Origin of the sequence: Phocicoccus pinnipedialis, assembly GCF_903994035.1 — a bacterium.
Lineage (GTDB): Bacteria > Bacillota > Bacilli > Staphylococcales > Salinicoccaceae > Phocicoccus > Phocicoccus pinnipedialis.
The window spans coordinates 377,009-403,613 of sequence record NZ_CAJEWB010000010.1; the positions used below are offsets into that span (position 1 = coordinate 377,009).

Genomic DNA, 26,605 nt, shown 5'->3' on the forward strand with positions numbered 1-26,605 from the left:
TGTCTCTATTACATTCAAATATTACTACTCGTAATTAAGTCTTCTAAATATTTCTTTAGTTCAGGTCGCGATGACATCTTAAGTTTCGATTCAGATGCTAACTTTTTCTGCATATCCGTATATAGATTAGATTCACTTACTAGAATAGTTTCTGTAATTTCTGGATTGTAGAATACTACACCATTTACAAGCTTAACTCTGTTTAAGTCTATTAAGATATTCATGATTTTTTCTAAGTTTTTCATCGATACATTTAATCTTTTAGCAAATCTTGGTGCATGTACCTTTAAGTCGATTGCACCATTTTTTACTTCTGTTATTAATTTGTATGCCTCTCTAACTGTAACCTCTTTTGGAATACCATTGAAGAACAGTTCTTCCTTTTGGTTTAAAATCGCTATAATCTTACCAACTTTCAGTTCTCTCAAAGTAAATTCGAACGCTTCTAAATCAATCGGTAAGTCTCTCAATACCAAAGATGATGCAATAAACGGTATGCGTTCGCCGTAATGGAAGTAATTACTACCGAGCTTTTCTTTACCTTCTTGTATCAAGAATATATCTGTCTCTTTGATTAGATTAAATTTCTGATCTGCTTTTGCACGCATATCGAGTACTCTTAGTTCATCCATTTTAATATCTTCTACAATCATCTGTAACTTACGATTGCCGTTAAAAACATTAACGTTTATTTTACCGATTACACTGATGTAATCATCGTTAAACACTTCATCCGCAAAATGACCAAAGTTAAACCCAATATAATCTAATGGTGAGTCTTTCAACTTAAATTTAAGATGAGTTTTATCTCTGCCAATTTGTCTAATTTCTTCAATCGGTTTTTGTTCTTTTAAAAATACTGGTGCAGAAAACCCTTGTCCAAAAGGACCGAGCTTATAAATTTCGTTAAGATCATCTTCACTAAATGAATCTGAAAGTTCTAAATCCACATATCGCGTTGGCTTTGTCTTCTTTATATTTTCATTAAAGTAATTGATTGCAGCTCTTTGAAATGTTTCGATATCTTCTTCTGGCACAGTGATACCGAACGCTGCAGCATGACCGTGCGCCGTAAATGTTGCATCTACACTACGCATTAAAGATAAAAGATCCACTCCATCTATAGAGCGGCTCGATCCTTTATATACACCTTCGTCATGTGTCAATAGAATCGCAGGTACACCGCACTCTTCTACTATTCTAGAGGCAACAATTCCCAAGATTCCAGGATGCCAATCTTTACCATAAATAATTTGCACTTTGTTTTCTCTATTAATATCTTCCTTAACCTCTAAAACTGTCGTTTCAACCATATCTTTGCGTGTATTATTCAACTCTTCTATTTCCGCGGCTAACATGTTTGCGTAACTAATATCATCTGTGAGTAATAACTCTACTCCAATAGAAGCGTCACTGATTCGTCCTGTTGAATTAAGTCTTGGTCCGAAGAAAAATCCGATTGTCTCAGTATCAATAGGGTCTGTGTTATCATTTAGATTCATGAGTGCTTTTAACCCAAGTGGTATGTTTTGATTTAATTCTTTCAATCCATCGATAACTATTTTCTTGTTTTCACCAAACATCGGTACCATGTCTGCTACTGTTCCTATCGCGGCAAGTCCAATGTGATTTGGTTGTAATAAACCTAGTGCTTCCACGACTTTGTATGTTATACCTACACCAGCAAGATATGGATCACTGTAATTCCCATTCGGATGGTTTGGATGTATGACAATCGCATCTGGTAACGTGTCACTGAATTCATGGTGGTCAATGATAATCGCGTCGACTCCATTTTCTTTTAGCAGTTCAAATTCTTTTACAGCTGTAACACCATTATCGACTGTGATAATTAACTCCACGTTACCAACGACTTCATGGTCAAAAAAGTCGAAATTTGGTCCGTAACCATGTTCTACTCGGTTAGGAATAAAGAAATGTACGTTATCTGTTTTCTCCAAGAGCGCTGAATAGAGGAGCACTGTACTCGTAATGCCGTCAGCATCATAGTCACCATATATGAGTATTGTACTTCCTTCATCAATGTGCTTATTGATTAAATTCGTCGCACGATCTATATCATAAATATCATTATAATTACCAAATTGTGGATGTAATACTGCTTCTAACTTATCATTAGACGTAATTTGTCTGCCTTCTAAAAATTCTTTTGCCAAAGGTGAAATAGAGTAATTTTTGACTGTCTCTTCATCAATTTGCTCTGTCTTTTTATGCAAAACCCAACGATATAATGATTTGAACATACAATTCCCCTTTAAAAAAACGCCTAGTTTCCTAGACGTTTCATTATTATACTACTACTTTGTCTGTATCTTTTTGTGAATCGTCATAAACTACAAGTGTGCCACCATTTTTACGCAATTGTTTCTTTTTAAGTACGCCCCATAATTGAATCGCAATAAAGAGCGATGAGTACACTCCGCTAATTAAACCAATTAGTAATGCAACTGAGAATGTGAAAATCGCTTCACTACCCATAAATACTAAGAACACAACGACTATTAAAACAGTCAGCACAGTATTAATAGAACGCGTTAAAGTCTGTCTCAATGACGTATTGATTAGGTTATCAATATCTGCTTCACTGCGGTAGACTTTCATCTTCTTATTGTTTTCCCGTATTCGGTCAAAGGTTACGATTGTATCGTTGATGGAGTAACCGACGATTGTCAGCACTGCAGCAATGAATGTAATGTCAACCTCTAATCTAAAAATTGAGAAGACCGCAACCATTATAAACACGTCATGTAGTAATGAAAGAACAGCAGGGAGACCCATGCGCCATTCGAATCGAATTGTTACATAGATTATGATACCAATTGATGCATAGAGTAATGCAAGGCCTGCATTTCTAACAAGTTCTTGACCAATTACTGGACTCACCGTAGAAAGCATTGGTTCTTCACCGTATTTATCTTTGAAATATGTTTGTACTTCAGCAACTTCTGTTTTATCTAAATCTGTTGAGTAACGTGCAACAACTGTGTTATTTCCACTTGTTGTAATGCTCTCAGGCTCTACACCTAGGTCTTTCAACTCTTTGTTTACAACGTTAGCTGTCACTCCATCCGTCACTTGGATATCCGCACGTGTACCACTTGTAAAATCGATACCTAGGTTTAGTTTAAAGATAAAGAGAACAACAATCCCTGTAGCAATAAGTATCCCACTCAATGCGAAGAATTTACTTGCATGCTTCGCAAAGTCCATCCTATCCCAAACTGTTGTAAGATCTTGGACGTTCACACCTTCGCTGATCGAATGAATATCACGTTCTTTAAGTCCGAAAAATCTTGGTTTATTGCTTAAATAACCTGAACTTACCAGTAAAGTCATTAGTATACGAGTTAAGAATACTGCCGTAACAAAGCTCATTATAATAGAAATTAATAGCATCGTTGCGAAACCTTTAACACTTGAAGTACCGAATATAAATAACACAATCGCTGCTATTAAAGTTGTAAGGTTTGCATCGACAATTGTCCATAGAGATTGACCAGCAGCTTTTTTATATGCTGCTTTAATCGTCCGACCAATTCGCAGCTCTTCTTTAATACGTTCATAGAGGATGATATTAGAATCCACTGCCATACCGACCCCAAGAATCAGCGCTGCAATACCTGGAAGTGTAAGAACTCCATTAATTAGGTTAAATGCAAACACCGTAAAGAATACATAGACGATTAATGTAATTGAAGCGACAATACCAGGTACTCTGTAGAAGAATATCATGAATAGAAGAACGACTCCCACACCAATTGCACCTGCAAGTACAGTTTCATTTAGTGCTTTCTCACCGAATTGAGCACCAACTGAAGTTGAGTAAATTTCAGTCAGTTTAACAGGTAGCGCACCTGAGTTTAAGAGTGCCGCAATATTTTGAGCTCGCTCTAATCCTTCTTTACCTTGAAATCCACCCGAAATCATAACATCTGTGGAGTTAATTGGTTGTGCCACGTTAGCAGCTGATATGAATTTTGGATTCTCTTTTTGTACCTCTTCATTATAAGAGTCTACGCCTTCTTCAAAGTCCATCCATATAACCATAATATTTTGACCTTCAGGCATTTCTGAAATCTTTTTAGTCACTTCATGGAACTTTTTTGCGTCTTTCAATTTAAGCGAAACCATCGGGTTGTTGAGTTCGTCATAGCCCTGACTTGCTCCACCCTGTTCAAGGTCTCCACCTGAAAGCATCACATTGTCTTTTATGTCACGAATTGTTAGTTCTGCTTGAGTGGATAAGAGTTCACGTGCTGTTTGCTGGTCTTCTACACCTGCAAGCTGTACACGAATTCTATTTCCTTCCTCTATTTGAATGTTTGGCTCACTAACTCCGAGTACGTTGACACGAGAATCTAGAGTTGAAGCTGTTGCCCGCACTGCAGTATCATCTATCTTTTCCCCGTCACTCAATGATTCTACTTGGTATAAAACTTCAAAACCACCTTGAAGATCTAATCCTAAATTTACGTCTCTGAATACATCTTTTGCTGTGAGTGCAATAACAGTAAATAGTAAAACAACAATCATCAGCCACGAGAGTATTCTATTTGGTTTCTTTTTCACCTCGTCACCTTACCTTTCAATAGCTCAATTATAAACTTATTTACCTAAAAACTAAATGGAAAATAAAAAAAGCCGACAGAGTCGACTTTTTAGGCATTGTTTACAACTTGATGTAGTGCGCGACGTTCGAATTTTACAACAGTTCCGTCACCAAGGTCCACATACATGTGGTTCGCATCAAATGAAGTAACTACGCCGTTAATACCGCCAACAGTTACAATCTCGTCACCTTTTTGAAGGTTAGATTGCATGTTGTTCATTTCTTTTTGACGTTTCTGAGCCGGGCGAATCATTAAGAAATACATCACAGCAAAGATCGCGATAAATGGTAATAACATTCCTAAGATATCCATTATATAATTTCTCCTTAAAAGTTTTTTGGGTTCTCTTTATTTAACCCGTACGCTTCAAAGAAAACTTCTTTAAAATCAAGCAAACTATCATTTAATATTGCTTTACGTACATCTTCCATTAAGTTTAACAGAAAATACAAGTTATGGTAAGTCGTAAGGCGTGCACCTAGAATTTCATTCGATTTAAACAAATGTCTAATATATGCACGTGTATAATTTTTACATGTGTAACAGTCACAGTTTGGATCTAGCGGTGTGAAATCACGCTCATATTTTTTGTTCTTTACAACTAATCGACCATTTGATGTCATGCATGTACCATTTCTTGCGATACGTGTCGGTAACACACAGTCAAACATATCGATTCCACGAATTACACCTTCAATTAATGCATCCGGTGAACCAACACCCATGAGGTATCTTGGTTTACTTTCTGGTAAGTACGGAACTGTTTCTTCTAACATTTCGTACATCAGTGGCTTTGGTTCTCCAACTGATAATCCTCCAATTGAGTATCCAGGAAAGTCTAAGCTCGTCAACTCTTTCGCACTTTGTTTACGAAGATCTGGATACTCTCCACCCTGGACGATACCGAAAAGTGCTTGTGTTTTGTCTTTACCAGACTTCGTGTGATATTCTAATCCACGTTCAGCCCATCGTGTTGTACGTTCAAGTGAGTTTTTTACGTAATCTCGAGTGGCCGGAATCGGAGCACATTCATCAAATGACATAATGATATCTGCGCCTAAGTCGTGTTGAATCTTCATTGATTTTTCTGGAGATAAAAAGAGCTTAGACCCATCTAAATGACTTCTAAAATGAACGCCCTCTTCTTCAATAGTTCTCATGTTTTGCAAACTGAAAACTTGGAAACCCCCACTGTCCGTTAGGATAGGTTTGTCCCAGTTCATAAATTTGTGTAAACCACCTGCTTCTTTTACGAGCTCGTTACCTGGACGGAGCCACAAATGATAAGTGTTAGAAAGAATAATTTGACTCCCAATATCAGCGAGCTCCTCAGGTGTCATCGTCTTAACAGTAGCAAGCGTACCGACTGGCATAAAGATTGGTGTTTCAATCACCCCGTGTGGTGTATGAAGACGACCAAGTCTCGCACCCGACTGCTTACATGTGTGTATATGTTCATAGCGAATCGCCATTAGTTCACATCCTATAAAATAATCATCGCATCACCAAAGCTAAAGAATCTATATTTATGATCAATAGCATGTTGATAAGCTTTTAAAATATTTTCTCTTGTGCTAAAAGCTGAAACAAGCATCACAAGAGATGATTTTGGCAAGTGAAAGTTTGTAATAAGACCATCAATAGACTCGACTTCAATACCAGGATAAATAAATATATCTGTAAATCCACTATCTGATACAAACTTACCGTGTTTTTTATAAATCGTTTCGAGTGTACGCGTTGAAGTCGTACCTACGCTGATAATTTTATTTCCACGCCTACGCGCTTCATTAAGTGCTTTGGCAGTTTCTTCACTCATCGTATAAAACTCGCTGTGCATTTCATGCGTTTCTATATCTGTTACTGAAACGGGCCTAAATGTTCCTAGCCCAACATGAAGTGTCACCATATGAATTTCGATGCCACGTTTCTTTATATTTTCTAATAATTCTTCAGTAAAGTGTAGACCCGCTGTAGGAGCTGCAGCACTTCCACTTTCACGGGCAAATACTGTTTGATATCTGTCTTTATCTTCTAAACGTTCCTTGATATATGGTGGCAGAGGCATCTCACCAAGTTGATCTAGAATCTCTTCTAAAATTCCTTCGTAATGAAGCTTTACCATGTGAATGCCATCATCGTGTTTTTCAACGATTTCAGCAACTAATTGACCGTTACCAAAAGTTACTCTCGTACCTATTGAGACGCGTTTAGCTGGTTTTACAAGTACCTTGTATAACGAATCCTCTGGATTTAAGAGAAGAATTTCTATCTTAGCACCAGTATTCTCTTTCAGGCCAAAAAGCCTAGCAGGCAGCACTTTCGTATCATTTAAAACGAGACAGTCTCCAGGATTCAGATATTTTACAATATCATAGAAATTTTTGTCCTGTATGTCACCTGTCTCTTTATCTAAAATAAGAAGTTTAGACTCTGTTCGATTTTTAAGTGGTGTTTGTGCAATTAATTCTTCCGGTAACTCAAAATCAAATTCATTAATATTCATTGTATTGTTCTCCAAACGATTTGCTAAAATAGTCGATGCTTTTTGCTGTAGCTTTTCTACCTCTCGGAGTACGCTCTAAGAATCCTTTTTGAATAAGGTAAGGTTCATAGACATCTAAAAGTGTAATGACCTCTTCGCCAATCGATACCGCAACTGTTTCTAGGCCAACTGGACCACCGCCATACGTTTCAATGATTGTCTTCATAATCTTATGGTCAACTGGGTCTAACCCCTCACTATCTACTTCTAATACGTTTAGCGCATAGTTTGTCGTCTCTAAAGTAATAGACTCTTCTTGTTTTACCATAGAGAAGTCTCTGACACGTCTAAGTAAACGGTTCGCAATACGAGGAGTTCCTCGACTACGTCTTGCGAGTTCGTGTGCAGAATCTGAGTCAATATTGCTTTCAAAAATATCTGCAGTTCTGTTGATGATTGTTTCGAGACTTTCTATATCGTAATATTCAAGTCTTAACTGAACACCAAAACGGTCCCTTAAAGGGGCAGATAGACTGCCGAATCGCGTTGTTGCACCAACTAAAGTAAATGGTGGTAAGTCGATACGAATGCTTCTTGCCTCTTCTCCTTTACCAATAACTACATCAATGAAAAAATCTTCCATTGCTGAATATAAAATTTCTTCGACAATTCTAGGCAGTCTATGAATTTCATCGATAAAAAGAACGTCACCTGGCTCTAAGCTTGAGAGAATTGCTGCGAGATCCCCTGGACGCTCAATTGCGGGTCCTGTCGTTGTTCTAATGTTAACTTCCATCTCATGAGCAATAATGTTAGACAATGTCGTCTTACCGAGTCCTGGTGGTCCATGTAAGATGACGTGGTCCAAAGCTTCACCGCGCATTTTAGCAGCATCAATAAATATTTTTAAGTTTCTCTTTAATGCATCTTGACCAATATATTGTGATAAAACGATGGGACGAAGAGACAACTCGACCATTTCTTCGCCAGTTTCTTGCGCGTCATTTAGTATTCTATCGTCCATATTTTCCTCCCGTATTTATTCAACAATAAATTTTAATCCCTGTTTCACTGCTTCTTCAACAGTTTCAATATCTAATTGTTTCAGGTGTTTATCTAACTTTGCAAGTTCACGCTTACTATACCCTAGAGCTTCTAATGTCATAATTGCCTCATCAACAATCACATCGTTAGATTTCGATTTTACGACAACTGTGTCGATTAATTCTTCGTCATAGGAAAGCTTCCCTTTTAAGTCTAAGATGATTTGCATTGAAGACTTTTTACCGATACCCGGAAATTTCTGAAGGTAAGCTTGATCTTCGTTTTCAATCGCATGAATAATTTCATTTGGAGTTGATGCAGCTAAGATTGCAAGCGCACTTTTAGGCCCAATTCCTGTTACTTTAAGGAGAGAGTTAAACATGTTTTTCTCCTTTTCTGTCTTAAATCCATACAATGTTAAGCTATCTTCGCGTACAATTTGCTCAATAAAAATCTGTACTTCAGTGTTTAATGCACTCTCAAATCTGAATGGATTTGGCACTACTATTAAAAAGCCAATATTATTATTTTCAAGCGTGACAAAAGTAGGTTTAACTTCTGTAATTACTCCCTTAATATATTGATACATTTTTTCACCTATTCTACAAATTCAAATTCAAAGTCCATAATCCTAACGATTTCACCTGTCTGAATTCCACGTTTACGTAACGCATCGTCGATACCCATAGAACGCATTTGCCGAGCAAAACGGCGTACTGCCGAGTCTCTAGAAAAGTCAGTCATCATAAATAGACGTTCGATACCTTCACCAGTTACAACAAACGTGCCGTCCATGTCACGTGTAATCTCGAATTGGTCACGACCTTTTTCATGTTTATATACTACACGAACATCAGACTCTTCGATTTCAACCTCTTCAACTTCTTCGTAGTTATCAAGAGTATCTGCGATTTCATATAATAACTCGTCAATTCCTTGACCCGTTACAGCAGAGATCTCCATAATTTTAGAATCCGTTTCGACTTCTCTCTTAAATCTCTCCATGTTTTCATCATCATTTAAAATTTCAATCTTATTCAACGCAATGATCTCAGGACGAGATAAGAGTGATTCGTTATATAGTTCCATTTCTTTTCTGATTGTATTATAATCTTCAACTGCATCTCTGAATTCTGTTTCAGCAATATCGATCACATGAACAAGTACTTTAGTACGCTCGACATGCCTTAAGAACTGATGTCCGAGACCTGTACCTTCAGATGCCCCTTCGATTAAACCAGGCAAATCAGCCATTACGAAGCTACGTCCGTCTTTAGTATTAACTACACCAAGGTTAGGCTTAATTGTAGTGAAAGGATATGCTGCAATTTTTGGTTCAGCACGGGAAACGCTACTTAGAAGTGTCGACTTCCCTACACTTGGAAAACCTACGAGACCAACATCTGCCATGAGTTTTAACTCAAGGATAACGTCAATCTCTTGTCCTGGTTCACCATTCTCTGCGAAGTCAGGTGCTGTGTTACGACTTGAGACGAAACGAGAGTTCCCACGTCCACCTCGACCACCCGTAGCGACGACAGCTGTTTGACCATCTGTTGTTAGGTCAGCAATTGGTGCACCCGTTTCCGCATTTTTAACGATTGTACCAGGTGGTACTTTAAGAACAAGCGCATCACGACTCTTACCGTGTTTGTTCGCGTTCATTCCATTTTCACCATGTTCTGCTTTAAAATGGCTTTGGAATCTAAAGTCCATTAACGTACGAAGTCCTTCGTCCACTTCCATGACGATATCAGCGCCATTACCACCATCTCCACCAGCAGGACCACCCATTGGTACATATTTTTCACGACGGTATGCGACTAACCCATTACCACCATTACCTGCTTTTAAATGTATTTTTACATAATCGACAAACATTTCGTCACCTCCATTAAATTTATAAAAAAAAGCATCAGCTTCTGCTGATGCTACAATTACATTACTTTGCTTCTTGATAAACAGAAACACGTTTTTTGTCTCTACCGAAACGCTCGAACTTAACAACACCATCGACTTTAGCGAATAATGTATCGTCTCCACCGCGTCCAACGTTCGCACCTGGATGAATTTTAGTTCCACGTTGACGATAAATAATAGATCCACCTGTTACAAACTGTCCGTCTTGACGTTTAGCACCAAGTCTTTTTGAGTGTGAATCACGACCGTTTTTAGTTGAACCTACACCCTTCTTAGATGCGAAGAATTGTAAGTCTAATTGTAATTTAAACATTTAAGTCCACCTCACTTATAACTTATTTTAATATATTCTTGGTATGACTCTTCTATCGTTTTTAGTGATATGATCATAGAATTCAGAATGAGGTCAGCACGTTCATCAAATTCTAATATCTCAATTTTTAAATAGCCACCATTAGGATCTTGCTCTACGGATACCTTTCCATCAGTAAGTTCGAACAACGCATTTGTTGAACCAAACACTACTGCGGAAGCACCTGCACAAACAATATCTTGACCATGAACATCATAGTCTGCATGGCCACGCATTGTGATACGCTCAATTTGATTAATGTTACTCTTCTTGATTTCTATTTCAACCATTAAGCATCAATCTTTTCGATTGTTACTTTTGTGAATGGTTGTCTGTGACCTTGTTTACGATGGTAGTTTTTTCTACGTTTAAACTTTATCACGTCGATTTTCTTAGCACGACCTTGTTTTTCTACTTTCGCAGAAACAGTAGCACCTTCAACTAATGGAGCGCCAACTTTAACGCTGTCTCCACCAACGAATAATACTCTGTCAAAAGTTACAGTTTCGCCTTCTTCAACGTCTAATTTTTCAACGAAGATCGTTTGACCTTCCTCTACTTTTAGTTGTTTACCGCCAGTTTCAATAATTGCAAACATACTTACACCTCCTGAATATTAAGACACGCCATATAGGTGGATTCCTCACTTAAAACCTTGTCTGAGCGGTTGATGTTTACAAATTCATCAACTTCTATATTATAAGATAATTCATTTTCTAAGTCAATGATTAATAAATACAGATTTACGAACTTTAGAAAGTATGATTACGACAACTAATACTGGTATATAGAGTACAGAGTTCAATAATAGACTAGGTACCGCGCGCAATGCGAAGTAATCAAATGTCGGCATCTCTATTATACCAATCACTTTATACATAATAAAAATATAAGTATCAAATAAAAAGGTGTTCATTATGACAACAAAAAACAATGTTACGTAGTCTCTATAGAACACTCGGAATGCCGTATTCATAAATAAAACAAACGTCGCAAAACCAAATAAATGCAAACCATAAACAGTACCGACGTATACATCAGTCATGAGTCCTAACAGAAGAGCAATCATCAAGCTCCACTTTACTCCTAAATAATAAGATAGAAGTAAGATAAACATAAAGAGAAGTTTAGGTACAAAATAGACACCTAAGCCAGCGACATCTACTGGGCTAATATTAGTAAAAGAAATATCTACATATAATAGAAGGAACGAGATTAAAAACAGAAATATCATTCTCATTTAATCACCCAAAGACTCCGGATCTCTCTTTAAAACAAACACTGTGTCAATGCTATTGATGTCACTAGCTAAAGACACATGTGCATTTTGACTTAATCCGTATGAATCATTCTCAGAACTTACAACCTCACCAATGATGACACCCTCGGGAAAATCACCAGTAAGACCAGACGTATAAACTTTTGCATTCTTATTGATGCGTCCTTCATTCACGATATTATTAACAATTAACGTTTCCGTTTTTTCATCATATTTCTCGATAGTTCCGTAATGCTTGTTTTTACCATCTCTAATTTCAACAGAAATGTTTTCCTTAGCTGTATTCGTGGCGATGATTTCAACGTACGAAGACATACCATTAACACGTTTAACGATACCGATTAACCCTTTTGGCGTCATTACTGCCATGCCCTCATTAATGCCATCCTTCTGCCCTTTATCTATAACTAAAGAATTTAGCCACTGATCAGGAGCACGAGAAATGACACGCGCATTGATTGCTTCATAATCAAATTTAGAAGAAACTTCTAAGGCATCTTTTAACTCCTTATTCTCTTCTGCAAGACGCTCGTTGTCAGCTTTTAACTGAGGCAATGCATCGAGCTGTGCCTCAAGTTCTTTTATTCTTTTGTCCGCACCAAATCCACTAAAAATACCTGAAAAAATATTACCAATAAAATTAAATGGCGCATCTATGATGCGTTGAGTGGTAGCTGTAGTATCCGCTGTAAATTGTTCAGCTTTAGTAGTATGCGATCTGTCAGATAATGAGAATCCGATTAATAGAATTAACACGATTACTGAAACAATAACGATGATCATTCTGTTTCTATTTAAAAATCGCATGAACCCACCTCCATATATTCCATACAAGTTTACCACAATCTAACATAAGACTTCTATTGTAATTGTGGAAGATAAAAAGTAATATTTAAACATTTAATTAACATGACAAAAAAAGAAAACCACTAGAGATGGCGCTCTCTAGTGGTTTAGGTTTTAGACTAGCTAAAACGTAACAGATAATAATATGATATCTAGCAGCATGTGCTATCGGTGAGTGACTGCTGTCTCAAAACAGTGTCCGATCTCTATGTCTTACTATATTCTCATTATATTTTAATGTTTAAGAGAATGCAAGGGTATTCATTAATTTAATGAATTATTGCATAATTAAAATCTGAGGTATAGTTACTAGGGTTATGATAGTCATAGTCACCTGACTTTATAGCTAATTAGTAATACTAATCAAATTATATATACTTGAACTGAATTTTGTCGAACAAATCTTTAAATTAATAGAATTTTAGAAATGGTCCATCTCTTTCATACTAATAAATTTCCCGTTTCCAATAACTATATGGTCTAAGAAGTCTATACCTATTAATTCACCACCCTGTTTTAACCTCTTAGTGACATCTATATCTTCTTTTGATGGAGTTGGGTCTCCACTTGGATGATTATGGACACAAATAAATGCCGCTGCACTACGTTTAACCGCTTCTCTAAAAATTTCTCTTGGATGTACGACTGTTGAATTTAATGAGCCTTTAAAAATTGTTTCTTCATGAATAACCATATATTTTGTAGATAAATACAAGACGATAAAGTGTTCTTGTTGATAATATCTCATTTTTTCCATAAGTAAATTAGAAACATCTTGTGGTGATCTGATATAAATATCATCTTCAAGGCTGTGACTGTGCATGCGAATCGCAAGTTCAATAACTGCAAGTATAGTAATGGCTTTTGCTTCACCGATCCCCTTAATATCCATCAATTCTTGAAGTGTGAGATGCCTAATTTCTCTTATTGATTTTACATTACTTAAAATCTTATTAGCAAGACTTAACGCACTTTCATTCTTATTCCCTGTATTTATGATTATTCCTAACAATTCTTGATTTGTTAGTTTTTCAGCACCGTATGTTTTTAATCTTTCTCTTGGTTTATCTTCAGAAAACATTTCTCTAATTAATAATCGCTCTGTCATTATAGACCTCCAAAAATTATTTTTAAATCTTTTAATGTAATCATTACAATAATAAATGATGTTGTAATAAACGGAACAAGTGGATATATAGTATTTTTATCTTTTAAAATAAAATCGAAAATTATAGCTGCTATACCACCAATTATAAAAGTAAATAGAAATATGATAAAAAAAACATTTATTGGGAAGAGTACTAAAAATATGGTGAATAATTTGACATCACCGAATCCAATCAAATTTGAAAATAGAGGGTATAATATATAAGTTATAGCAATCAAAAATATCTTTATCCATAAATATTCCATGTGAATAGGTAACAAAACAATTGAACAAAAACTAAATAAAAACAGCATATGATTTGGAATAATGAATTTCTCGAAATCTAGGATTGAAAGAGGTATTAAAAATGATGAAATTAAAAAATAGTGAATGTAATATTCATTTTCCAAACTGAATAATAAAGGAAACACATAAACAATTCCCATTAACAACTCTGTATAAAAACATCCCTGTGATATCTGTACTTTACAGTTATTGCATTTTCCTTTTAAAAATATAAAACTAAAAATTGGTATGAGTTCATACCAATTTAGATGCTGCTTACATTGGTCACACCGACTACGTCTATTGAGAAATTGTATGTTTATTTTTTCAGTATAAGTAACAACAAACATAAATGATGCAACAATGGATCCAACAATAAAAAAGCCCAAGTTATCCCTCCTATTAATAACAAGGATACTTGAATCATTCCTTGAATCAAAATTACTATTAATAACATTTAACAACAATTTTTTAATAGCTGTAGCACGTGATTCCCTAACCTATATAAATAGTCTATCAATTCCCCTATATATTGCCGTATATCAATTTCCACACAAAAACCCACACTTCCTAAGTGTGGGTTAATCATCTATCTACTCGTCTTCTTTTTTATTCCGCTTCGCACTTAGCACAGCTGCAATAACGACTACCGCAGCTACTGCAACCATTATTCCTACCATCAAAATCATCATCATTGTCATAACTGATGACATGTCGTCATCTCCTTTGTCGGATTAATTTCCGTTTATAAAATCGTTTCACTCATATTAATATAAGTTACATATTAAGAATAATATCGGGAATCCTTATACAATATTATTTCTTTTCGTATTCTTTTTATAAGCGAAGTTGTCGTAATGTTATTTTTATATTTGACTCCTTTAGTACTTCTTAGTCTAATTCCTATATCCCAAGTTTCTGATGGAAGAATAGGTTTTCTAACATACTGATGACTTTTAATCCTATAATTTAACTTCTATTACATATTTTATATGGAGTTTTTAATTATTAAAATAATATCTTTAAATGATTGAACCGTGTTCTAATTGAGTTAGTTATAATTTTATAAGCGATTATTCCTCAGTTTCTGTGGCTTTCTACCTTTATTGTTCAGATTTAGTTAAAGTTTTAACATCTTTAATAATTTCTTCTTTAGGGAAGCTTGTGTTTCCATTATCGACACCTGAGTAATCTTTAATAATTTTACCGTTTTGATCAATGAGATAAAATGCTGTTCCGTGCGTCACTTGGTTGCTTCCTTTTGGTGGTGGTGCAACGATTGTCTTAAAGTTTTTCTCAGCGAGATGTCTTATATAATCATAATCGTATCCTGTAACGAACTTCCATTCAACATCCTCTGGAATTTCATAATAACTCATGTATTCTTTAAGAACTTGTGGTGAATCTGTTTCCGGATCTACTGAAAAGCTCAGTACACCAAAGTCTGTTACGCCGTCATCGTTTAATTGGTTGACGACGTCTGTCATGTTCATTGTCATTGGAGGGCATACTGTCGCACAGTTAGTGAAGATAAAGTCAACTAACCATACTTTGCCATCCATATCACTTTCCGTAAATATTTCATCATTTTGATCTGTTACAGAAAATTCTTGCATTGTGTTTCCATAGCGACTCATAACTTCAACGTCAGACTTGTTACATGCAGCAAGTAACAATGACACCGAAAGTATTAAAAACAAGAACTTTTTCAATTTAATTCCTCCGTAGTTTCTCTATATTTTAATATATCAATTTTTTTAAGGATGATTCCATATATTTATAATGTTAATTTGACAATGGTGTGACAAGTCTAGTCTGACTACGTTCGTCTAATGTTTCTACATACAATATATTGCCAATCATAGACTTCAATTCTTCGACGTGTGAAATGATTCCGATCATTTTACCTGATTTTTGGAGATCAAATAATGTATCAATCGCTACCTTCAATGTTTGTTCATCTAAAGTACCAAATCCTTCATCAATCAGAAGCATATCCATGTCAATACTTCCCGATTCGTGTTGAATAATTTCTGATAATGCGAGTGCGAGCGCAAGTGCTGCTTGGAATGACTCACCTCCGGATAACGTTGCGACGCTTCTTCTCGCATTGTTAAAGTAATCGAACACATCGATGTGTAATGATTGGTCACTCCTGTATGACTCAGCACGGCGAAGCTCGTAGCGACCGTTAGTCATCTTACGGAGACGAATGTTCGCTTGATTTAATATTCTCTCTAAATAATAAACAAGTACAAATCTAGAAAGCGTTGGAGTGCCTTGCTTGCCACCGAGTAGTTCTACGAGTTTAGCTAGCTCTGTAAACCTACTCTCTTCATGGTTGTATGACTCTATTTCATTAACTATTCTATTATAAGTTGCATTGTATTCTTTAATTTTGCTCTCTAACTGCCCCACTAATTTTGATTCAATATTGATTAATTCGCTTAATTTGGATTCTTCTTTAAGCTTTTCTGTTAAATCAACTATTTCAAATGACTTAATGTCTTTTTTAATGTGCTCAATTAGACTCTCAACCTGCATGACTTCGTTATGAAATGATTCAATCTCAGATTTTAATGCGTCATTATCAGCTTTAAATAAAGACTCGAGATCATTTAATGATACATCTTCATGCTCTGATAAAAACAAACTTACTTTTTTGCTGTTTTCATCAAGAATATTACGTTCTGTATATAACTTGTATTGAATAGAATCTAGTTGACTCTCGAACTTTGCTACTTCAACCATTAGTTCTTGCTTTTTACTCTCTAACTTATTTAATGTAGATTCGTATGCATCAATCTCACTGTTCATTTTAGTCAAAGATTGTTTAAATTCTAAAAAGCTTCCAAAGTTAGTTTCTTGTTTGAATTTTTTAAAACGAATATTCAAAGACTCTAAATCTCTATTAGAAAAATCTAGTATGTGTATCATCTCATGAACTTCAGAATTTAATTCTGTAAGGTTTGATTCAAGTTCGTGTTTTCTCTTAAGCTCTAATTCAATCCTTATGATTTCTGTTTCATAATTTGAGAGCTCATCTTTCAGAACAGAAATATCAGACTCTATTTCACTACTCGATCTTATTTCTTTAAAACCTTTTTCAGATAAAATTAAGCGTTTAATTTCCATTGCATCTAAATCTTTTGTTTTCAATTCTAAATCTCTATAAAGATCCACATCATAATTTAATGTATCTGGAATTTGAGACACTGTTTGTTGACATATTACACAAGGTTTACCTACTTCAAGATGAGTGATCATATCGTTAATTGTCTCTATGTCTATGTTATCTAGAGACTGAACGTCATTATTTTGTTTTTCAATATTTAAAGTTAACTCATCAATTTCTGATTTTATTAAATTAATTTTCTCTATTAACTCATTATGTTCTTTTCTATTTTGTTCAACTTCCTTCGCAATGATTAGCTCATTTTCAATCTTAAAAAGTCTTTCTTTAAGACTGTACATATCGACTTCAGCAGTCCTTAACATAGTGTCAGTAACGTCAATTTCAAATATTTTCTTTTCTAAAGCTTCTAGTTGTTCTTGTTTAGTTACAAGGGTTTTGTTATTTTTTTCAATGTCTTTTTGAAGGTTTTCAAGTTCACTTTCGATGGTCTGATATTCGCTATTATCAAATTTTGAAATTTGTTTGATTTTTTCTTTATAGCTCATAATTTTCGAATTGTTTTTAGAAATTTTTTCAAGTTCACGATCTATATTTTCCTGGTAAGCAACTCTTTCTTTATATATATCATTAGTTTTGTCTATTAATTTCTCGGTCGCACTCACTTTCGATGCGTATTCTTTATAACTATAGTAGGCATCTTTAATCGTTAGTACTTTCTGAGTTAAATTTAATCTGTTCTCTTTCTCTCTAATGACACTCTTTTGTTTCAATAGAGTTTCAAGGTTATTCTTTTTATTAAAGTAAGATTCTACTCTATCATTATTTTCTTTTATTTTTAAGATTTCATTCGATAATTCTTGTTTTGATTCTAATCGTTCAGCATAATTTATTTCTTTTTCTTTCAGTTCTTTTATAGCAATTTCTTGTTTGCTAGTAAACAATTCCAAGTTTTCTTTAAATGATGTAGATATCTCTTCATCAACAAGCACCTGACTAAACTGATTCATGATGAGTGCATGATTCATGATGAGTTTTTGTTTATTAGTATCATGATCTTTTTTGAGTTTTTGATAAAGTGCGTTGAATCGTTCTGTTCTAAATAATGCTTTTAGTATTTCTTCTTTATCGCTTGAACTGGCAACTAAAAACTTGCGGAACTCTCCCTGAGGTAAAAGTCCAATTTGTCGGAATTGTGATGCGCTGATTTGTAGCAGCTCCGTAATAAACGCAGTTACTTTTGTTAACCCATTTTCAATTAGTTCTCCAAACTCATCATATATAGACGATTCTGGCGGTGTCTCTGTGGTGTTCGTGCCTCTAAAGTATCTGAGTCGTCGCTCTACTTTGTATGTCTTACCCCTATACATAAATGTGAACGTGATGATAGAGGGTTCTGTGCTTGGAGCAAATTGACTCCTTAAACTCTCTGTACCTCGTACTGACGTCGATGCAGTCGCAAAAAGTGCATGGGTAATTGCATCAAAAATCATAGACTTCCCTGATCCAGTTTTACCACTAATTAAAAACAATGTTTTATTGATATCTTCAAAGTTAATCGTTTCATTCTCATATGGCCCAATATACTTAAGTTCTAATTTAATCGGTCTCATGGATAACTTCCTTCATCGTGTGATTAAATATCTCACTTTCAAATTGTGTTGGTTTTCTACCTTTGAATTTTTCCATAAATGATTCGAATATTTCAGCATCTGATTGTTGACTCACGTCAATCATCGTCATATCATAATTCATTGTTTCAATTTGCCTTGATAGTACTAATGTGTTTGGATACAGCTTTTTAAGAGTTGCCATTGGTTCTGTCGCACTTTCCATATCCGATAGCACAAATTTGTAATAGGCGTCCTCTGGCCCTACATCTATTTTGTCTTCGACAACTGATTTGTAGCTACCATGATATTCAACCACATCGTGCTTACTCTCAAGCTGAACGAATTCATGTGTCTTTTCTACTAAATCAATAACTTTAAATCCTTTAGGTTGATTGGCTTCATCAAACGAATATTTTAATAAAGATCCACTATAGTGAATGGTGTCACTCGAGATAGCAAATGGATGATGAAGATGTCCAAGAAGAGTGAAATCAAAATCATTAAGTAGAGAAGCTGAAATCTCCTCTATAAGACCAACATTAGTCTTCTCTTCAGAATCAGATTCTTTCGCATTCTTAACGAATAAATGCCCGACCAACACGTTCGTTTCGTCCGTATTCATATCTTTTTTCATATCGCTTAAGACACGTTCGTATGCATGTTCGAAAGTTGTAATATTTTTATCTTTATAGAAGACACGTGCTTCAGCCACTTCAATGTAAGGTAATAGATAAAAATTCACATCTCCAATTCTGACTTTCTCGAAGCATTTTTCTAAACATGTATTTACAAAAAGCTGAGTCTGTTTGTACCATTCAGAATTTCCGTCCAAATATGGTTTTCCATCATGATTTCCACTAATCATAACAATGGGTACTTTTAGATCTAAGTTGATACGTTTTAAATAAGTATTAACTGTATTCATTGCACCTTGTGAGGGGTTGACTCGGTCGTATACATCACCTGCAATCACTACGACATCAATATCGTTTTCTTCAATATATGTACAAATTTGTTCAAGAACAAACGCTTGATCTTCAAGTAAATTTTTGCCTGCTAAACGCTTACCAATATGCCAGTCTGCAGTGTGGAGTATCTTCAACACAATCATCCTCTCTATTCTAATATATGGTACTAGAAAACCATATATTTGTCAGTATCACATAAAACAGTTACTAAAGATCTATCTAATAAAATTCTATTAACTGTTAAACATGAAAAAGCACATTTAACGCCTGGTTGGAAGTAAATGTGCTTTTATATGAATTTATTTTACTGTGAGATTTGTTGTAAGGTTAAAATTAAGTCATCGAGTTTTCTCTCTACTCTGTGAAGCAAGAAAAACGTGATGGCTGCCGGAACCCCGACGTCACTCACAAATGGCACCCAGTCCATTATAGCAAGACAGTTGTGTCAGTCTGAATAACCTTAGCACTAATTAGAGATACCGGCTTACCCGCAGATGGTCTAAGTACATCTGCTGCAATGATCTTATTAGCTTCACGAACGATATCCGCTTGTGTCAAACCTTCCTTTGGATCATTGATTGTCATGTTAAATTTTTTGTCGTACTCGGTGTTAAATGTTAATACCAATTTTTCTGCCATTTTGTACTCCTCCTAATTATTTAATAATATGTGTAACATTTTTCTCAACTGCGTAGTAGATTTCATCCTTTAATGCGCCGTATGCTTCACCAAGTAATATAACATCTTGGTCTGGTGCATCGATTGATAATCCAAAAATTGAACGATACTTTAGACGTTCTTTTCCATCATCATCATGAACAACAAAGTAATATCTAGCACTTAATTCTTTAACCATATGTGTCACCTCCTTTATGCTATATATATCGTTTTGTGAGATTAAATGGACAAATATTTTTTTGTTTTTTATAATATGTAAGAGAGGTGAAGAAAATGTATGCTGATTGGGTCATGATCTTAATTGCCGTATGGGGATTTATTATGATTGGTTTACTCGCTATTGGTGGATATTTCATGTTCAGAAAGTTTTTAAAAGCATTGCCGAGAGAAGATGGTTACTCAGAACTCGATTGGCAGGAGTATTACATTAATGAAGCTTTACCGCTCTGGAACGACGAAGCGAAAGAGTTATTAAACGAATTAGTAAGTCCAGTGCCTGAACTGTTCCGTGACGTTGCGAAGCAGCGCATTGCGGGAAGGATTTCTAAAATTGCACTTGATGATAAAGTAAACACAATAAGTTTAGACGAGATTATGAAGGGGTACATCATCGCAACACCAAAACGCGATCACAAGTTTATGAAGAAAAAGTTAAATGAACTAGATATCGACTATACAAAATATCTTCCACTATTTGAATTAGCTGATGATGAAAAACAAAAGTTTTCTATATTTGAGCAAACAGAACTCGCAACAAAAAAATCTCGACAAGAGGATTAATTTCCTTCTTGTCGAGATTTTTTAAATTTAAGATAGTGTCGTAACATTGAAATACGCCAGATAACAATCATTGTGAATGCTAGTAAAAAGAACATTCCGCCGATTTCACCTGGTGTCGTGTTAACACTTAATACTTGTTTCATAACTGTACGAATGATGAGTAAACCAATTAAAATCACTGGAAACAGTTTAGATGGTTTAACAAATAACTCATCTCCACGTGCTTCATATTTTGTTGTGATTAAAAGTAATAATGAGAATATTGCACCTACAACGATCGATTCTATTATCATTGCACCATCAAGTCTAAAATACGGAAAAACAAACATCAATGCACCCGTACTCATCATAATGGGGGGAATAATAATCTTTTTAAGATAAAGTGGTGTCTTCGTCTCTTTATTTCTCCAAATTATCACACCGATACCCATGAAAATGGCACCGATTGATAAGATTATAAAGAGCGTATCTTCTTGTTCTTTTAAAAAACTTAAGAATTCATTCATTTAGAAACCTCTAAACTCACCAAAATATGGTGCAATCCATATGATGATTTTCGTTAGTCCATCAAAGTATAATAGGATACCCATCAATATCATGAGCACACCACCAACCTTCATTATTACACTAGAATACTTTAAAATCCAACGTGTTCTAGATACGAAGAATGATAATACAAAGAATGGTACTCCAAATCCGAGACAATATACTATCATTAACATTAGAGCATCATTGGGTTGGCTTGCACTCATCGCAAAAATTGCACCAATGATTGGACCATTACATGGTGTCCATCCTGCTGCGAATGCCATACCAATTAAAATTGAACCGATAAAACCAGACGGACGATTTTTAAATTCTACTCTATGATTCTTCATTAAGAAGTCTACTTTAAAGACACCTAAGATAATTAGTCCAAAAATTATAATTAAGATCGAACCCAGTTGACGAATAAGATCTGAATGTTCAATTAAGAATCCGCCAAAAAATGACGTACCAAAACCGAGGGCAATATAAATTAAACTAAATCCAATTAAGAAGAACAGAGTATGTAAGATTGCTCTCATGTTAAACTTCTGTTCCTGTACCTCACTAAAGCTCATCCCAGTAATATAAGATACAAAAGCTGGAAATACAGGTAATACACATGGTGAAACAAATGATAAGACACCGGCACCAAATGCTAGTAGAAATGTAACATCACTTCCCATGAAAAAACCCCCTATTCCAACTAAGTGTATCAAACTTAGTAATTAGGGGGAACAATTTTTTTATTTAATTATGACAAATTTGTAATACCATTTTGTAATTGATACATCTTATGGTAAATGCCTTTCATTGCGATGAGTTCTAGATGAGTCCCCTTCTCTACAATTTCTCCACGATTTAAGACTATAATTTGGTCTGCGTCTTGTATCGTTGATAATCTGTGTGCAATTGCAAGTGTTGTACGATTCTTCCGCATTTTCTCTAAACTTTTCTGAATCTCTTCTTCAGTTCGAGAGTCAATGTTTGCCGTGGCTTCATCTAAAATAAGTATCTTTGGTTCAGTTGCGATCGTTCTAGCAAATGCAAGAAGTTGCCTTTCTCCACTCGAAAAACTACTCCCTTTTTCTGTTACCTTTTGATGATACCCTTCGGGCAATGCTTCTATAAAAGTATTTGCGCTTACGAATTCTGCTGCCCGCTTCACTTCTTCAAATGTCATTGTAGGATGATACAGCTTAATATTTGACTCCACAGTACCGTAAAATACAAAAGGATCTTGAAGTACAAGCCCTATGTTTTTTTTCATGCTTTCTCTACTTATATTTTTGATAGAGTGAGAATCAATCAGTATATCACCTTCATTAAATTCATAGAAGCGCATAATGAGATTGATGATAGAACTCTTACCTGAACCTGTGTGACCGACTAGAGCTACGGTTTCTCCTGGTTTGACCTCGAAACTAATATTTTTTAATACATCTACTTTTCCGTCGTAACTAAAAGTTACATTTTTAAATTCAATGTGTCCGTCTGTAATGACTTCGGTTTCTTTTATTTGCTCGGGCTCATGTCTTTCATCATCCATAAGTGTAAATACACGGCTAGCAGAAACAAGCGCTTGTTGTAGTATATTCAAGTTTTGAGATACTTGATTAATCGGTTCGAAGAACCTTTCCATATATTGAATGAATGCAAACACTACCCCCGCTGTTACTACTGATCCGAAGCTCATCACTCCAAAATAACTTAGGATGATACTAATCGCTAAAATGTAAATCATATCAAATGCAGGTCTCAGTAATAGCCCATCAAGTTTGATATTTTTAACGTTGTAGTGGTAGAAGTTGTGGTTCGTTTCTTCAAATTCTTTTTGTAGTCTTTCTTCTTGGTTAAATGCTTGAATAACGTTCATTCCGTCTATTGATTCTGCAATTTTTGCGTTTAATTCAGATAAATACCCACGTGCCTTACCAAAGTAAATCGCAGAATATTTGCGATAGATTCCAATGATTAACACGATAATTGGTACAAACAAGAATGCAATGAATGCGAGTTTAAAATCAAGAATGAACATCATTACAAAGCTCGATAGTACCATGAATAACGCCATCATAAATGTTGATAGTACACTAACAAACATATCTACTATTGATTGAGTATCATTGGTCAGTCTTGAAACAACACTTCCACTTGGTACTACATCAAAGTATTTCATACCTAATGTACCAATCTTTTCAAAACTATCAATTCGTAGTTGCTGTATTACTTTAAAAGCAAGTACTTGAAATAAATATGCTTGGAAATACCCGCAGACTACAGCAATAATTTCTACAATGAAAAACAATATGATAAGAATACTTATATCCTGCTCTGGAAATTGCATAGGTGATAAGTAGTTATCAATGAATATCATTACTAAATATGGCACCATAACCCCAGCAACAGTTGTTAAAATTAACATCAGGAATGCGAGTGATATCAAACGTTTATACGGAAATACGTATTTTAAGAGTCGAGCTAAAACTTTCATCTGATCTCTGAATGTCAAGTTTATTGTCTCATTAATCATGATCACTCGCCTCCTCATCTGTAATGACTTCTAAATCATGCTCTAGCGATTGAATTAATGACTGAGTCTTGTAAGTATCATAATACCAACATTTATTCTCCATTAACTCATCGTGAGTACCCATTTCTAAAACAGTACCATTACTCATGACAATGATTTTATCAGCATCCATAACCGCACTCATTCGATGTGCCGTAATAATGTTTGTCTTACCACTTCTTAACTTCTCTAGATTATTTAGAATTGCTTTTTCTGTTTCAGCATCTACTGCAGATAACGAGTCATCTAATATGAGAACATCCGGATCCATAATTAAAGCACGTGCAATTGAAATTCTTTGCTTTTGTCCACCAGATAAAGACACACCCCTCTGTCCCACAACTGTATCATAACCATATTGGAACCTTTCAATGTCATGGTGGATATAACTGTTTTTCGCCGCTTCAATAATTTCCTCCATTGGAGCGCCTGGATTTGTGAACGCGATGTTGTCTCGGATTGTTGTTGAGAACAAAAAGTTTTCTTGAGGTACGAGACCAAACTTTTTACGTATCGTTTGAACATCAAAATGACTGAGCGGTTGTCCTCCATATGTCACTTCTTCTAATTTATTCGGATCATACTCACGGAGCAGTAGGCGAATCAGGGTAGATTTACCAGAGCCTGTTTGGCCAACAATACCAACAGTATCCCCTGGACTCACTGTGAAATGTACATCTCTTAGCGTAACCGTGTCTGAGTCATCAAAACGGAATGTATCAATTTTAAATTCGATATCACCTTCAGGAACTGAAGATATTTCATGTGTCACTTTAATCGAGTCTTTCGAATTTAAAATCTTGATAATACGATCATATGACGCATTCCCGCGTTGCAAAATATTAAAGAACATTCCAAGAGCGAGTAGTGGCCAAACCATCATTCCTAAATACGTTGTGAATGTGACCAATTGACCAATTGTGATTTCATCACTTATGACCATCTTAGCACCAAAGAAAATACTTAAGAAATAACTTATCCCTATTATTGCTGTTATCGTTGGGTTGAATAAAGCATCGATTTTTGCAACACTCAAGTTCTTACGTACGACTTCTGCACTTAGGTCCGTGAAGTCTTCTAAGTCTTCTTTTTCGTAACCAAACGTTTTTGTAACTTTTATACCTGCAATGGATTCTTGTGTTTTATCATTTAAAGAAGAAAACGCTGCTTGGGCAACCCTAAATAATTTGTGAAGCATTAACCCATAATAGCTTGTCAAAATTACCATGAATGGCAGTGGTATCATCGCAATCAGTGTTAGTTTTGCATCTACAGTAACTGCCATTGTGATTAAAACAGCACCACCCGAAATTATACTGTCTGCAATCGTAAGTATTCCCGCACCAGCTACCATATTTACTGCGTTGATATCATTCGTTGCATGTGCCATTAAGTCACCTGTACGATGCTTTTGGTAGAAGGATGGTGACATGGAAACATATTTTTTAAACAATTGGCTTCTTAACTCTAAGCCAAGTCTGTTAGCTGTAGCAAATATTAATAGTCGCCATAGATATCTAAACAGGTACATCAAAAGTGCAACTGCGATAAGCAAAACGACGAGTCCAATGAGGATATTCACAGTTAAGGTATCTGTATTAATAAAGTCGATTGTACGGCCAATAACTTGTGGGGGGACAAGTTGTAACAAAGCAACTAAAAGCAACATGATTACACCTAAAATGTAATGCTTATAATATGCTTTAAAAAACCATGCTAGATTTTTATAAACACGCAAATTGTTTCCTACTTTCTACACTTTCTTTTGATTTATCGTACCATTATCATTCGAATATTGAAATAGTTCTCATGGCCTATAAACAAAATAAAGCACTCCAAAATATAATGTTTGGAGTGCTTTATTACTAGATCATTATTAAGATATACGAATGTTTTAAAATCATTTATTATATAAGTTAAATTTCTTATTATTAGTAATGTATACGCCTAGGATATTAAATATTACGTTAATTAAATTAAACACTGATCTTCAATAAGAGTCAGTGATTAAAAATATAATTGTCAATTAATATAAAAATAGTATCGCCAGTTTGACGATACTTAGTACATTACTTTTTCTTTTTCTGATCTTGCATATTTTTATTCATCATCGACATCATTTGATTGATTTTTTTCTGCGACGGTTTCTGTCCCATCTGCATCATCATCATTCTGAGCACGTCTTCATTAATTGGTGGATTCTTTTCAAGATAATCCATCATATATTTTCTAGCTAGGAAGAACCCTAGTGCAACACCACCCGCTAACGCCACGATTACGATAATAATCCAAATCCAAGTTGCCAAAATGCTCACCTCTTTCACTTTAAACCATTATTAAGTTTACA

27 protein-coding genes and 1 other annotated feature are annotated in these 26,605 nt (G+C 35.1%); of the genes, 1 reads left to right on the plus strand and 26 read right to left on the minus strand.

The genetic code is table 11. The features are described 5' to 3' along the window. Positions 1-14: 14 nt before the first annotated feature. From recJ to H9D55_RS06280, 21 genes are all read right to left on the minus strand, one after another. Positions 15-2,237, minus strand: coding sequence for a single-stranded-DNA-specific exonuclease RecJ (gene recJ, locus H9D55_RS06180; protein WP_208454738.1), 2,223 nt, complete (start codon positions 2,235-2,237; stop codon positions 15-17). Between the two features lie 73 nt (positions 2,238-2,310). Continuing rightward, on the minus strand, positions 2,311-4,590 hold the full coding sequence (gene secDF, locus H9D55_RS06185; RefSeq protein WP_186077807.1) for a protein translocase subunit SecDF: 2,280 nt from the start codon (positions 4,588-4,590) through the stop codon (positions 2,311-2,313). Between the two features lie 89 nt (positions 4,591-4,679). After that, positions 4,680-4,943 (minus strand): preprotein translocase subunit YajC, encoded by a 264-nt coding sequence (gene yajC / locus H9D55_RS06190; protein WP_186077808.1) that lies wholly within the window; start codon positions 4,941-4,943, stop codon positions 4,680-4,682. A gap of 14 nt (positions 4,944-4,957) precedes the next feature. Beyond that, the gene (gene tgt, locus H9D55_RS06195) at positions 4,958-6,103 is read right to left on the minus strand and encodes a tRNA guanosine(34) transglycosylase Tgt (RefSeq protein WP_186077809.1); all 1,146 of its coding nucleotides are present in this window, start codon (positions 6,101-6,103) and stop codon (positions 4,958-4,960) included. Positions 6,104-6,114: 11 nt separating this feature from the next. Beyond that, on the minus strand, positions 6,115-7,137 hold the full coding sequence (queA, locus tag H9D55_RS06200; protein ID WP_186077810.1) for a tRNA preQ1(34) S-adenosylmethionine ribosyltransferase-isomerase QueA: 1,023 nt from the start codon (positions 7,135-7,137) through the stop codon (positions 6,115-6,117). Next, positions 7,127-8,140, minus strand: a complete 1,014-nt coding sequence (gene ruvB, locus H9D55_RS06205) for a Holliday junction branch migration DNA helicase RuvB (protein ID WP_186077811.1) — start codon at positions 8,138-8,140, stop codon at positions 7,127-7,129. The genes queA and ruvB overlap by 11 nt, the downstream gene beginning before the upstream one ends. Before the next feature lie 15 nt (positions 8,141-8,155). Further along, the gene (gene ruvA / locus H9D55_RS06210; protein WP_186077812.1) at positions 8,156-8,749 is read right to left on the minus strand and encodes a Holliday junction branch migration protein RuvA; all 594 of its coding nucleotides are present in this window, start codon (positions 8,747-8,749) and stop codon (positions 8,156-8,158) included. An 8-nt stretch (positions 8,750-8,757) separates the two neighbouring features. Continuing rightward, entirely contained in the window at positions 8,758-10,041 is a 1,284-nt protein-coding gene (obgE, locus tag H9D55_RS06215) for a GTPase ObgE (RefSeq protein ID WP_186077814.1), read from the minus strand. A 61-nt stretch (positions 10,042-10,102) separates the two neighbouring features. Next, positions 10,103-10,393, minus strand: coding sequence for a 50S ribosomal protein L27 (gene rpmA / locus H9D55_RS06220; protein ID WP_186077815.1), 291 nt, complete (start codon positions 10,391-10,393; stop codon positions 10,103-10,105). 11 nt (positions 10,394-10,404) lie between these two features. After that, complete coding sequence (locus H9D55_RS06225; RefSeq protein WP_186077817.1) at positions 10,405-10,722, minus strand: ribosomal-processing cysteine protease Prp; 318 nt, start codon at positions 10,720-10,722, stop codon at positions 10,405-10,407. After that, entirely contained in the window at positions 10,722-11,030 is a 309-nt protein-coding gene (rplU, locus tag H9D55_RS06230; RefSeq protein WP_186077818.1) for a 50S ribosomal protein L21, read from the minus strand. The genes H9D55_RS06225 and rplU overlap by 1 nt, the downstream gene beginning before the upstream one ends. 11 nt (positions 11,031-11,041) lie before the next feature. Further along, positions 11,042-11,111: a sequence feature (ribosomal protein L21 leader region), on the minus strand. A gap of 42 nt (positions 11,112-11,153) precedes the next feature. Beyond that, positions 11,154-11,672 (minus strand): rod shape-determining protein MreD, encoded by a 519-nt coding sequence (gene mreD / locus H9D55_RS06235; RefSeq protein ID WP_186077819.1) that lies wholly within the window; start codon positions 11,670-11,672, stop codon positions 11,154-11,156. Then, a complete protein-coding gene (gene mreC / locus H9D55_RS06240) occupies positions 11,673-12,518 on the minus strand; it encodes a rod shape-determining protein MreC (protein WP_186077820.1) in 846 nt (281 codons plus the stop codon). 460 nt (positions 12,519-12,978) lie between these two features. Continuing rightward, positions 12,979-13,665, minus strand: a complete 687-nt coding sequence (radC, locus tag H9D55_RS06245; protein WP_186077821.1) for a RadC family protein — start codon at positions 13,663-13,665, stop codon at positions 12,979-12,981. Next, positions 13,665-14,378 (minus strand): prepilin peptidase, encoded by a 714-nt coding sequence (locus H9D55_RS06250; RefSeq protein ID WP_186077822.1) that lies wholly within the window; start codon positions 14,376-14,378, stop codon positions 13,665-13,667. Before H9D55_RS06250 ends, radC begins: the two co-directional genes overlap by 1 nt. 714 nt (positions 14,379-15,092) lie before the next feature. Beyond that, complete coding sequence (locus H9D55_RS06255; protein WP_186077823.1) at positions 15,093-15,701, minus strand: SCO family protein; 609 nt, start codon at positions 15,699-15,701, stop codon at positions 15,093-15,095. A 73-nt stretch (positions 15,702-15,774) separates the two neighbouring features. Beyond that, a complete protein-coding gene (locus H9D55_RS06260) occupies positions 15,775-18,735 on the minus strand; it encodes an AAA family ATPase (protein WP_186077824.1) in 2,961 nt (986 codons plus the stop codon). Then, positions 18,722-19,840: an exonuclease SbcCD subunit D gene (locus tag H9D55_RS06265; protein ID WP_186077825.1), complete on the minus strand. Its 1,119-nt coding sequence runs from the start codon at positions 19,838-19,840 to the stop codon at positions 18,722-18,724. Before H9D55_RS06265 ends, H9D55_RS06260 begins: the two co-directional genes overlap by 14 nt. 167 nt (positions 19,841-20,007) lie before the next feature. Then, positions 20,008-20,130, minus strand: a complete 123-nt coding sequence (locus H9D55_RS06270) for a YvrJ family protein (RefSeq protein ID WP_186077827.1) — start codon at positions 20,128-20,130, stop codon at positions 20,008-20,010. Continuing rightward, complete coding sequence (locus H9D55_RS06275) at positions 20,130-20,342, minus strand: DUF2922 domain-containing protein (protein WP_186077829.1); 213 nt, start codon at positions 20,340-20,342, stop codon at positions 20,130-20,132. Before H9D55_RS06275 ends, H9D55_RS06270 begins: the two co-directional genes overlap by 1 nt. Before the next feature lie 16 nt (positions 20,343-20,358). Further along, entirely contained in the window at positions 20,359-20,559 is a 201-nt protein-coding gene (locus H9D55_RS06280) for a DUF1659 domain-containing protein (RefSeq protein ID WP_186077831.1), read from the minus strand. A 95-nt stretch (positions 20,560-20,654) separates the two neighbouring features. Here H9D55_RS06280 and H9D55_RS06285 point away from each other — a divergent pair, with 95 nt between their 5' ends. Then, entirely contained in the window at positions 20,655-21,161 is a 507-nt protein-coding gene (locus H9D55_RS06285) for a DUF2621 family protein (protein ID WP_186077833.1), read from the plus strand. Here the strand turns inward: H9D55_RS06285 and H9D55_RS06290 are convergent. From H9D55_RS06290 to H9D55_RS06310, 5 genes are all read right to left on the minus strand, one after another. Continuing rightward, positions 21,158-21,667 carry a CcdC family protein gene (locus tag H9D55_RS06290; protein WP_186077835.1) on the minus strand — a complete coding sequence of 170 codons (510 nt, stop codon included), beginning with the start codon at positions 21,665-21,667 and terminating at the stop codon, positions 21,158-21,160. The genes H9D55_RS06285 and H9D55_RS06290 overlap by 4 nt on opposite strands. After that, positions 21,668-22,372 (minus strand): cytochrome c biogenesis protein CcdA, encoded by a 705-nt coding sequence (locus H9D55_RS06295; protein ID WP_186077837.1) that lies wholly within the window; start codon positions 22,370-22,372, stop codon positions 21,668-21,670. A gap of 68 nt (positions 22,373-22,440) precedes the next feature. Next, entirely contained in the window at positions 22,441-24,219 is a 1,779-nt protein-coding gene (locus H9D55_RS06300; RefSeq protein ID WP_186077839.1) for an ABC transporter ATP-binding protein, read from the minus strand. After that, on the minus strand, positions 24,212-25,996 hold the full coding sequence (locus H9D55_RS06305) for an ABC transporter ATP-binding protein (protein WP_186077841.1): 1,785 nt from the start codon (positions 25,994-25,996) through the stop codon (positions 24,212-24,214). The genes H9D55_RS06300 and H9D55_RS06305 overlap by 8 nt, the downstream gene beginning before the upstream one ends. Positions 25,997-26,327: 331 nt before the next feature. Further along, positions 26,328-26,564: a YneF family protein gene (locus H9D55_RS06310; protein ID WP_186077842.1), complete on the minus strand. Its 237-nt coding sequence runs from the start codon at positions 26,562-26,564 to the stop codon at positions 26,328-26,330. Positions 26,565-26,605 lie beyond the last annotated feature (41 nt).

What these genes read in the sequence shown, in the direction of transcription:
- H9D55_RS06290 (WP_186077835.1), bottom strand. Translation starts at nt 21,667, where the DNA reads ATGAATGAATTCTTAAGTTTTTTAAAAGAACAAGAAGATACGCTCTTT.
- mreC (WP_186077820.1), bottom strand. Translation starts at nt 12,518, where the DNA reads ATGCGATTTTTAAATAGAAACAGAATGATCATCGTTATTGTTTCAGTA.
- ruvA (WP_186077812.1), bottom strand. Translation starts at nt 8,749, where the DNA reads ATGTATCAATATATTAAGGGAGTAATTACAGAAGTTAAACCTACTTTT.
- H9D55_RS06280 (WP_186077831.1), bottom strand. Translation starts at nt 20,559, where the DNA reads ATGGTTAAAGAATTAAGTGCTAGATATTACTTTGTTGTTCATGATGAT.
- H9D55_RS06275 (WP_186077829.1), bottom strand. Translation starts at nt 20,342, where the DNA reads ATGGCAGAAAAATTGGTATTAACATTTAACACCGAGTACGACAAAAAA.
- mreD (WP_186077819.1), bottom strand. Translation starts at nt 11,672, where the DNA reads ATGAGAATGATATTTCTGTTTTTAATCTCGTTCCTTCTATTATATGTA.
- rpmA (WP_186077815.1), bottom strand. Translation starts at nt 10,393, where the DNA reads ATGTTTAAATTACAATTAGACTTACAATTCTTCGCATCTAAGAAGGGT.
- queA (WP_186077810.1), bottom strand. Translation starts at nt 7,137, where the DNA reads ATGAATATTAATGAATTTGATTTTGAGTTACCGGAAGAATTAATTGCA.
- H9D55_RS06225 (WP_186077817.1), bottom strand. Translation starts at nt 10,722, where the DNA reads ATGGTTGAAATAGAAATCAAGAAGAGTAACATTAATCAAATTGAGCGT.
- H9D55_RS06285 (WP_186077833.1), top strand. Translation starts at nt 20,655, where the DNA reads ATGTATGCTGATTGGGTCATGATCTTAATTGCCGTATGGGGATTTATT.
- ruvB (WP_186077811.1), bottom strand. Translation starts at nt 8,140, where the DNA reads ATGGACGATAGAATACTAAATGACGCGCAAGAAACTGGCGAAGAAATG.
- tgt (WP_186077809.1), bottom strand. Translation starts at nt 6,103, where the DNA reads ATGGCGATTCGCTATGAACATATACACACATGTAAGCAGTCGGGTGCG.
- radC (WP_186077821.1), bottom strand. Translation starts at nt 13,665, where the DNA reads ATGACAGAGCGATTATTAATTAGAGAAATGTTTTCTGAAGATAAACCA.
- H9D55_RS06295 (WP_186077837.1), bottom strand. Translation starts at nt 22,372, where the DNA reads ATGGGAAGTGATGTTACATTTCTACTAGCATTTGGTGCCGGTGTCTTA.
- rplU (WP_186077818.1), bottom strand. Translation starts at nt 11,030, where the DNA reads ATGTTTGCAATTATTGAAACTGGCGGTAAACAACTAAAAGTAGAGGAA.
- obgE (WP_186077814.1), bottom strand. Translation starts at nt 10,041, where the DNA reads ATGTTTGTCGATTATGTAAAAATACATTTAAAAGCAGGTAATGGTGGT.
- yajC (WP_186077808.1), bottom strand. Translation starts at nt 4,943, where the DNA reads ATGGATATCTTAGGAATGTTATTACCATTTATCGCGATCTTTGCTGTG.
- H9D55_RS06260 (WP_186077824.1), bottom strand. Translation starts at nt 18,735, where the DNA reads ATGAGACCGATTAAATTAGAACTTAAGTATATTGGGCCATATGAGAAT.
- H9D55_RS06300 (WP_186077839.1), bottom strand. Translation starts at nt 24,219, where the DNA reads ATGATTAATGAGACAATAAACTTGACATTCAGAGATCAGATGAAAGTT.
- H9D55_RS06270 (WP_186077827.1), bottom strand. Translation starts at nt 20,130, where the DNA reads ATGGACTGGGTGCCATTTGTGAGTGACGTCGGGGTTCCGGCAGCCATC.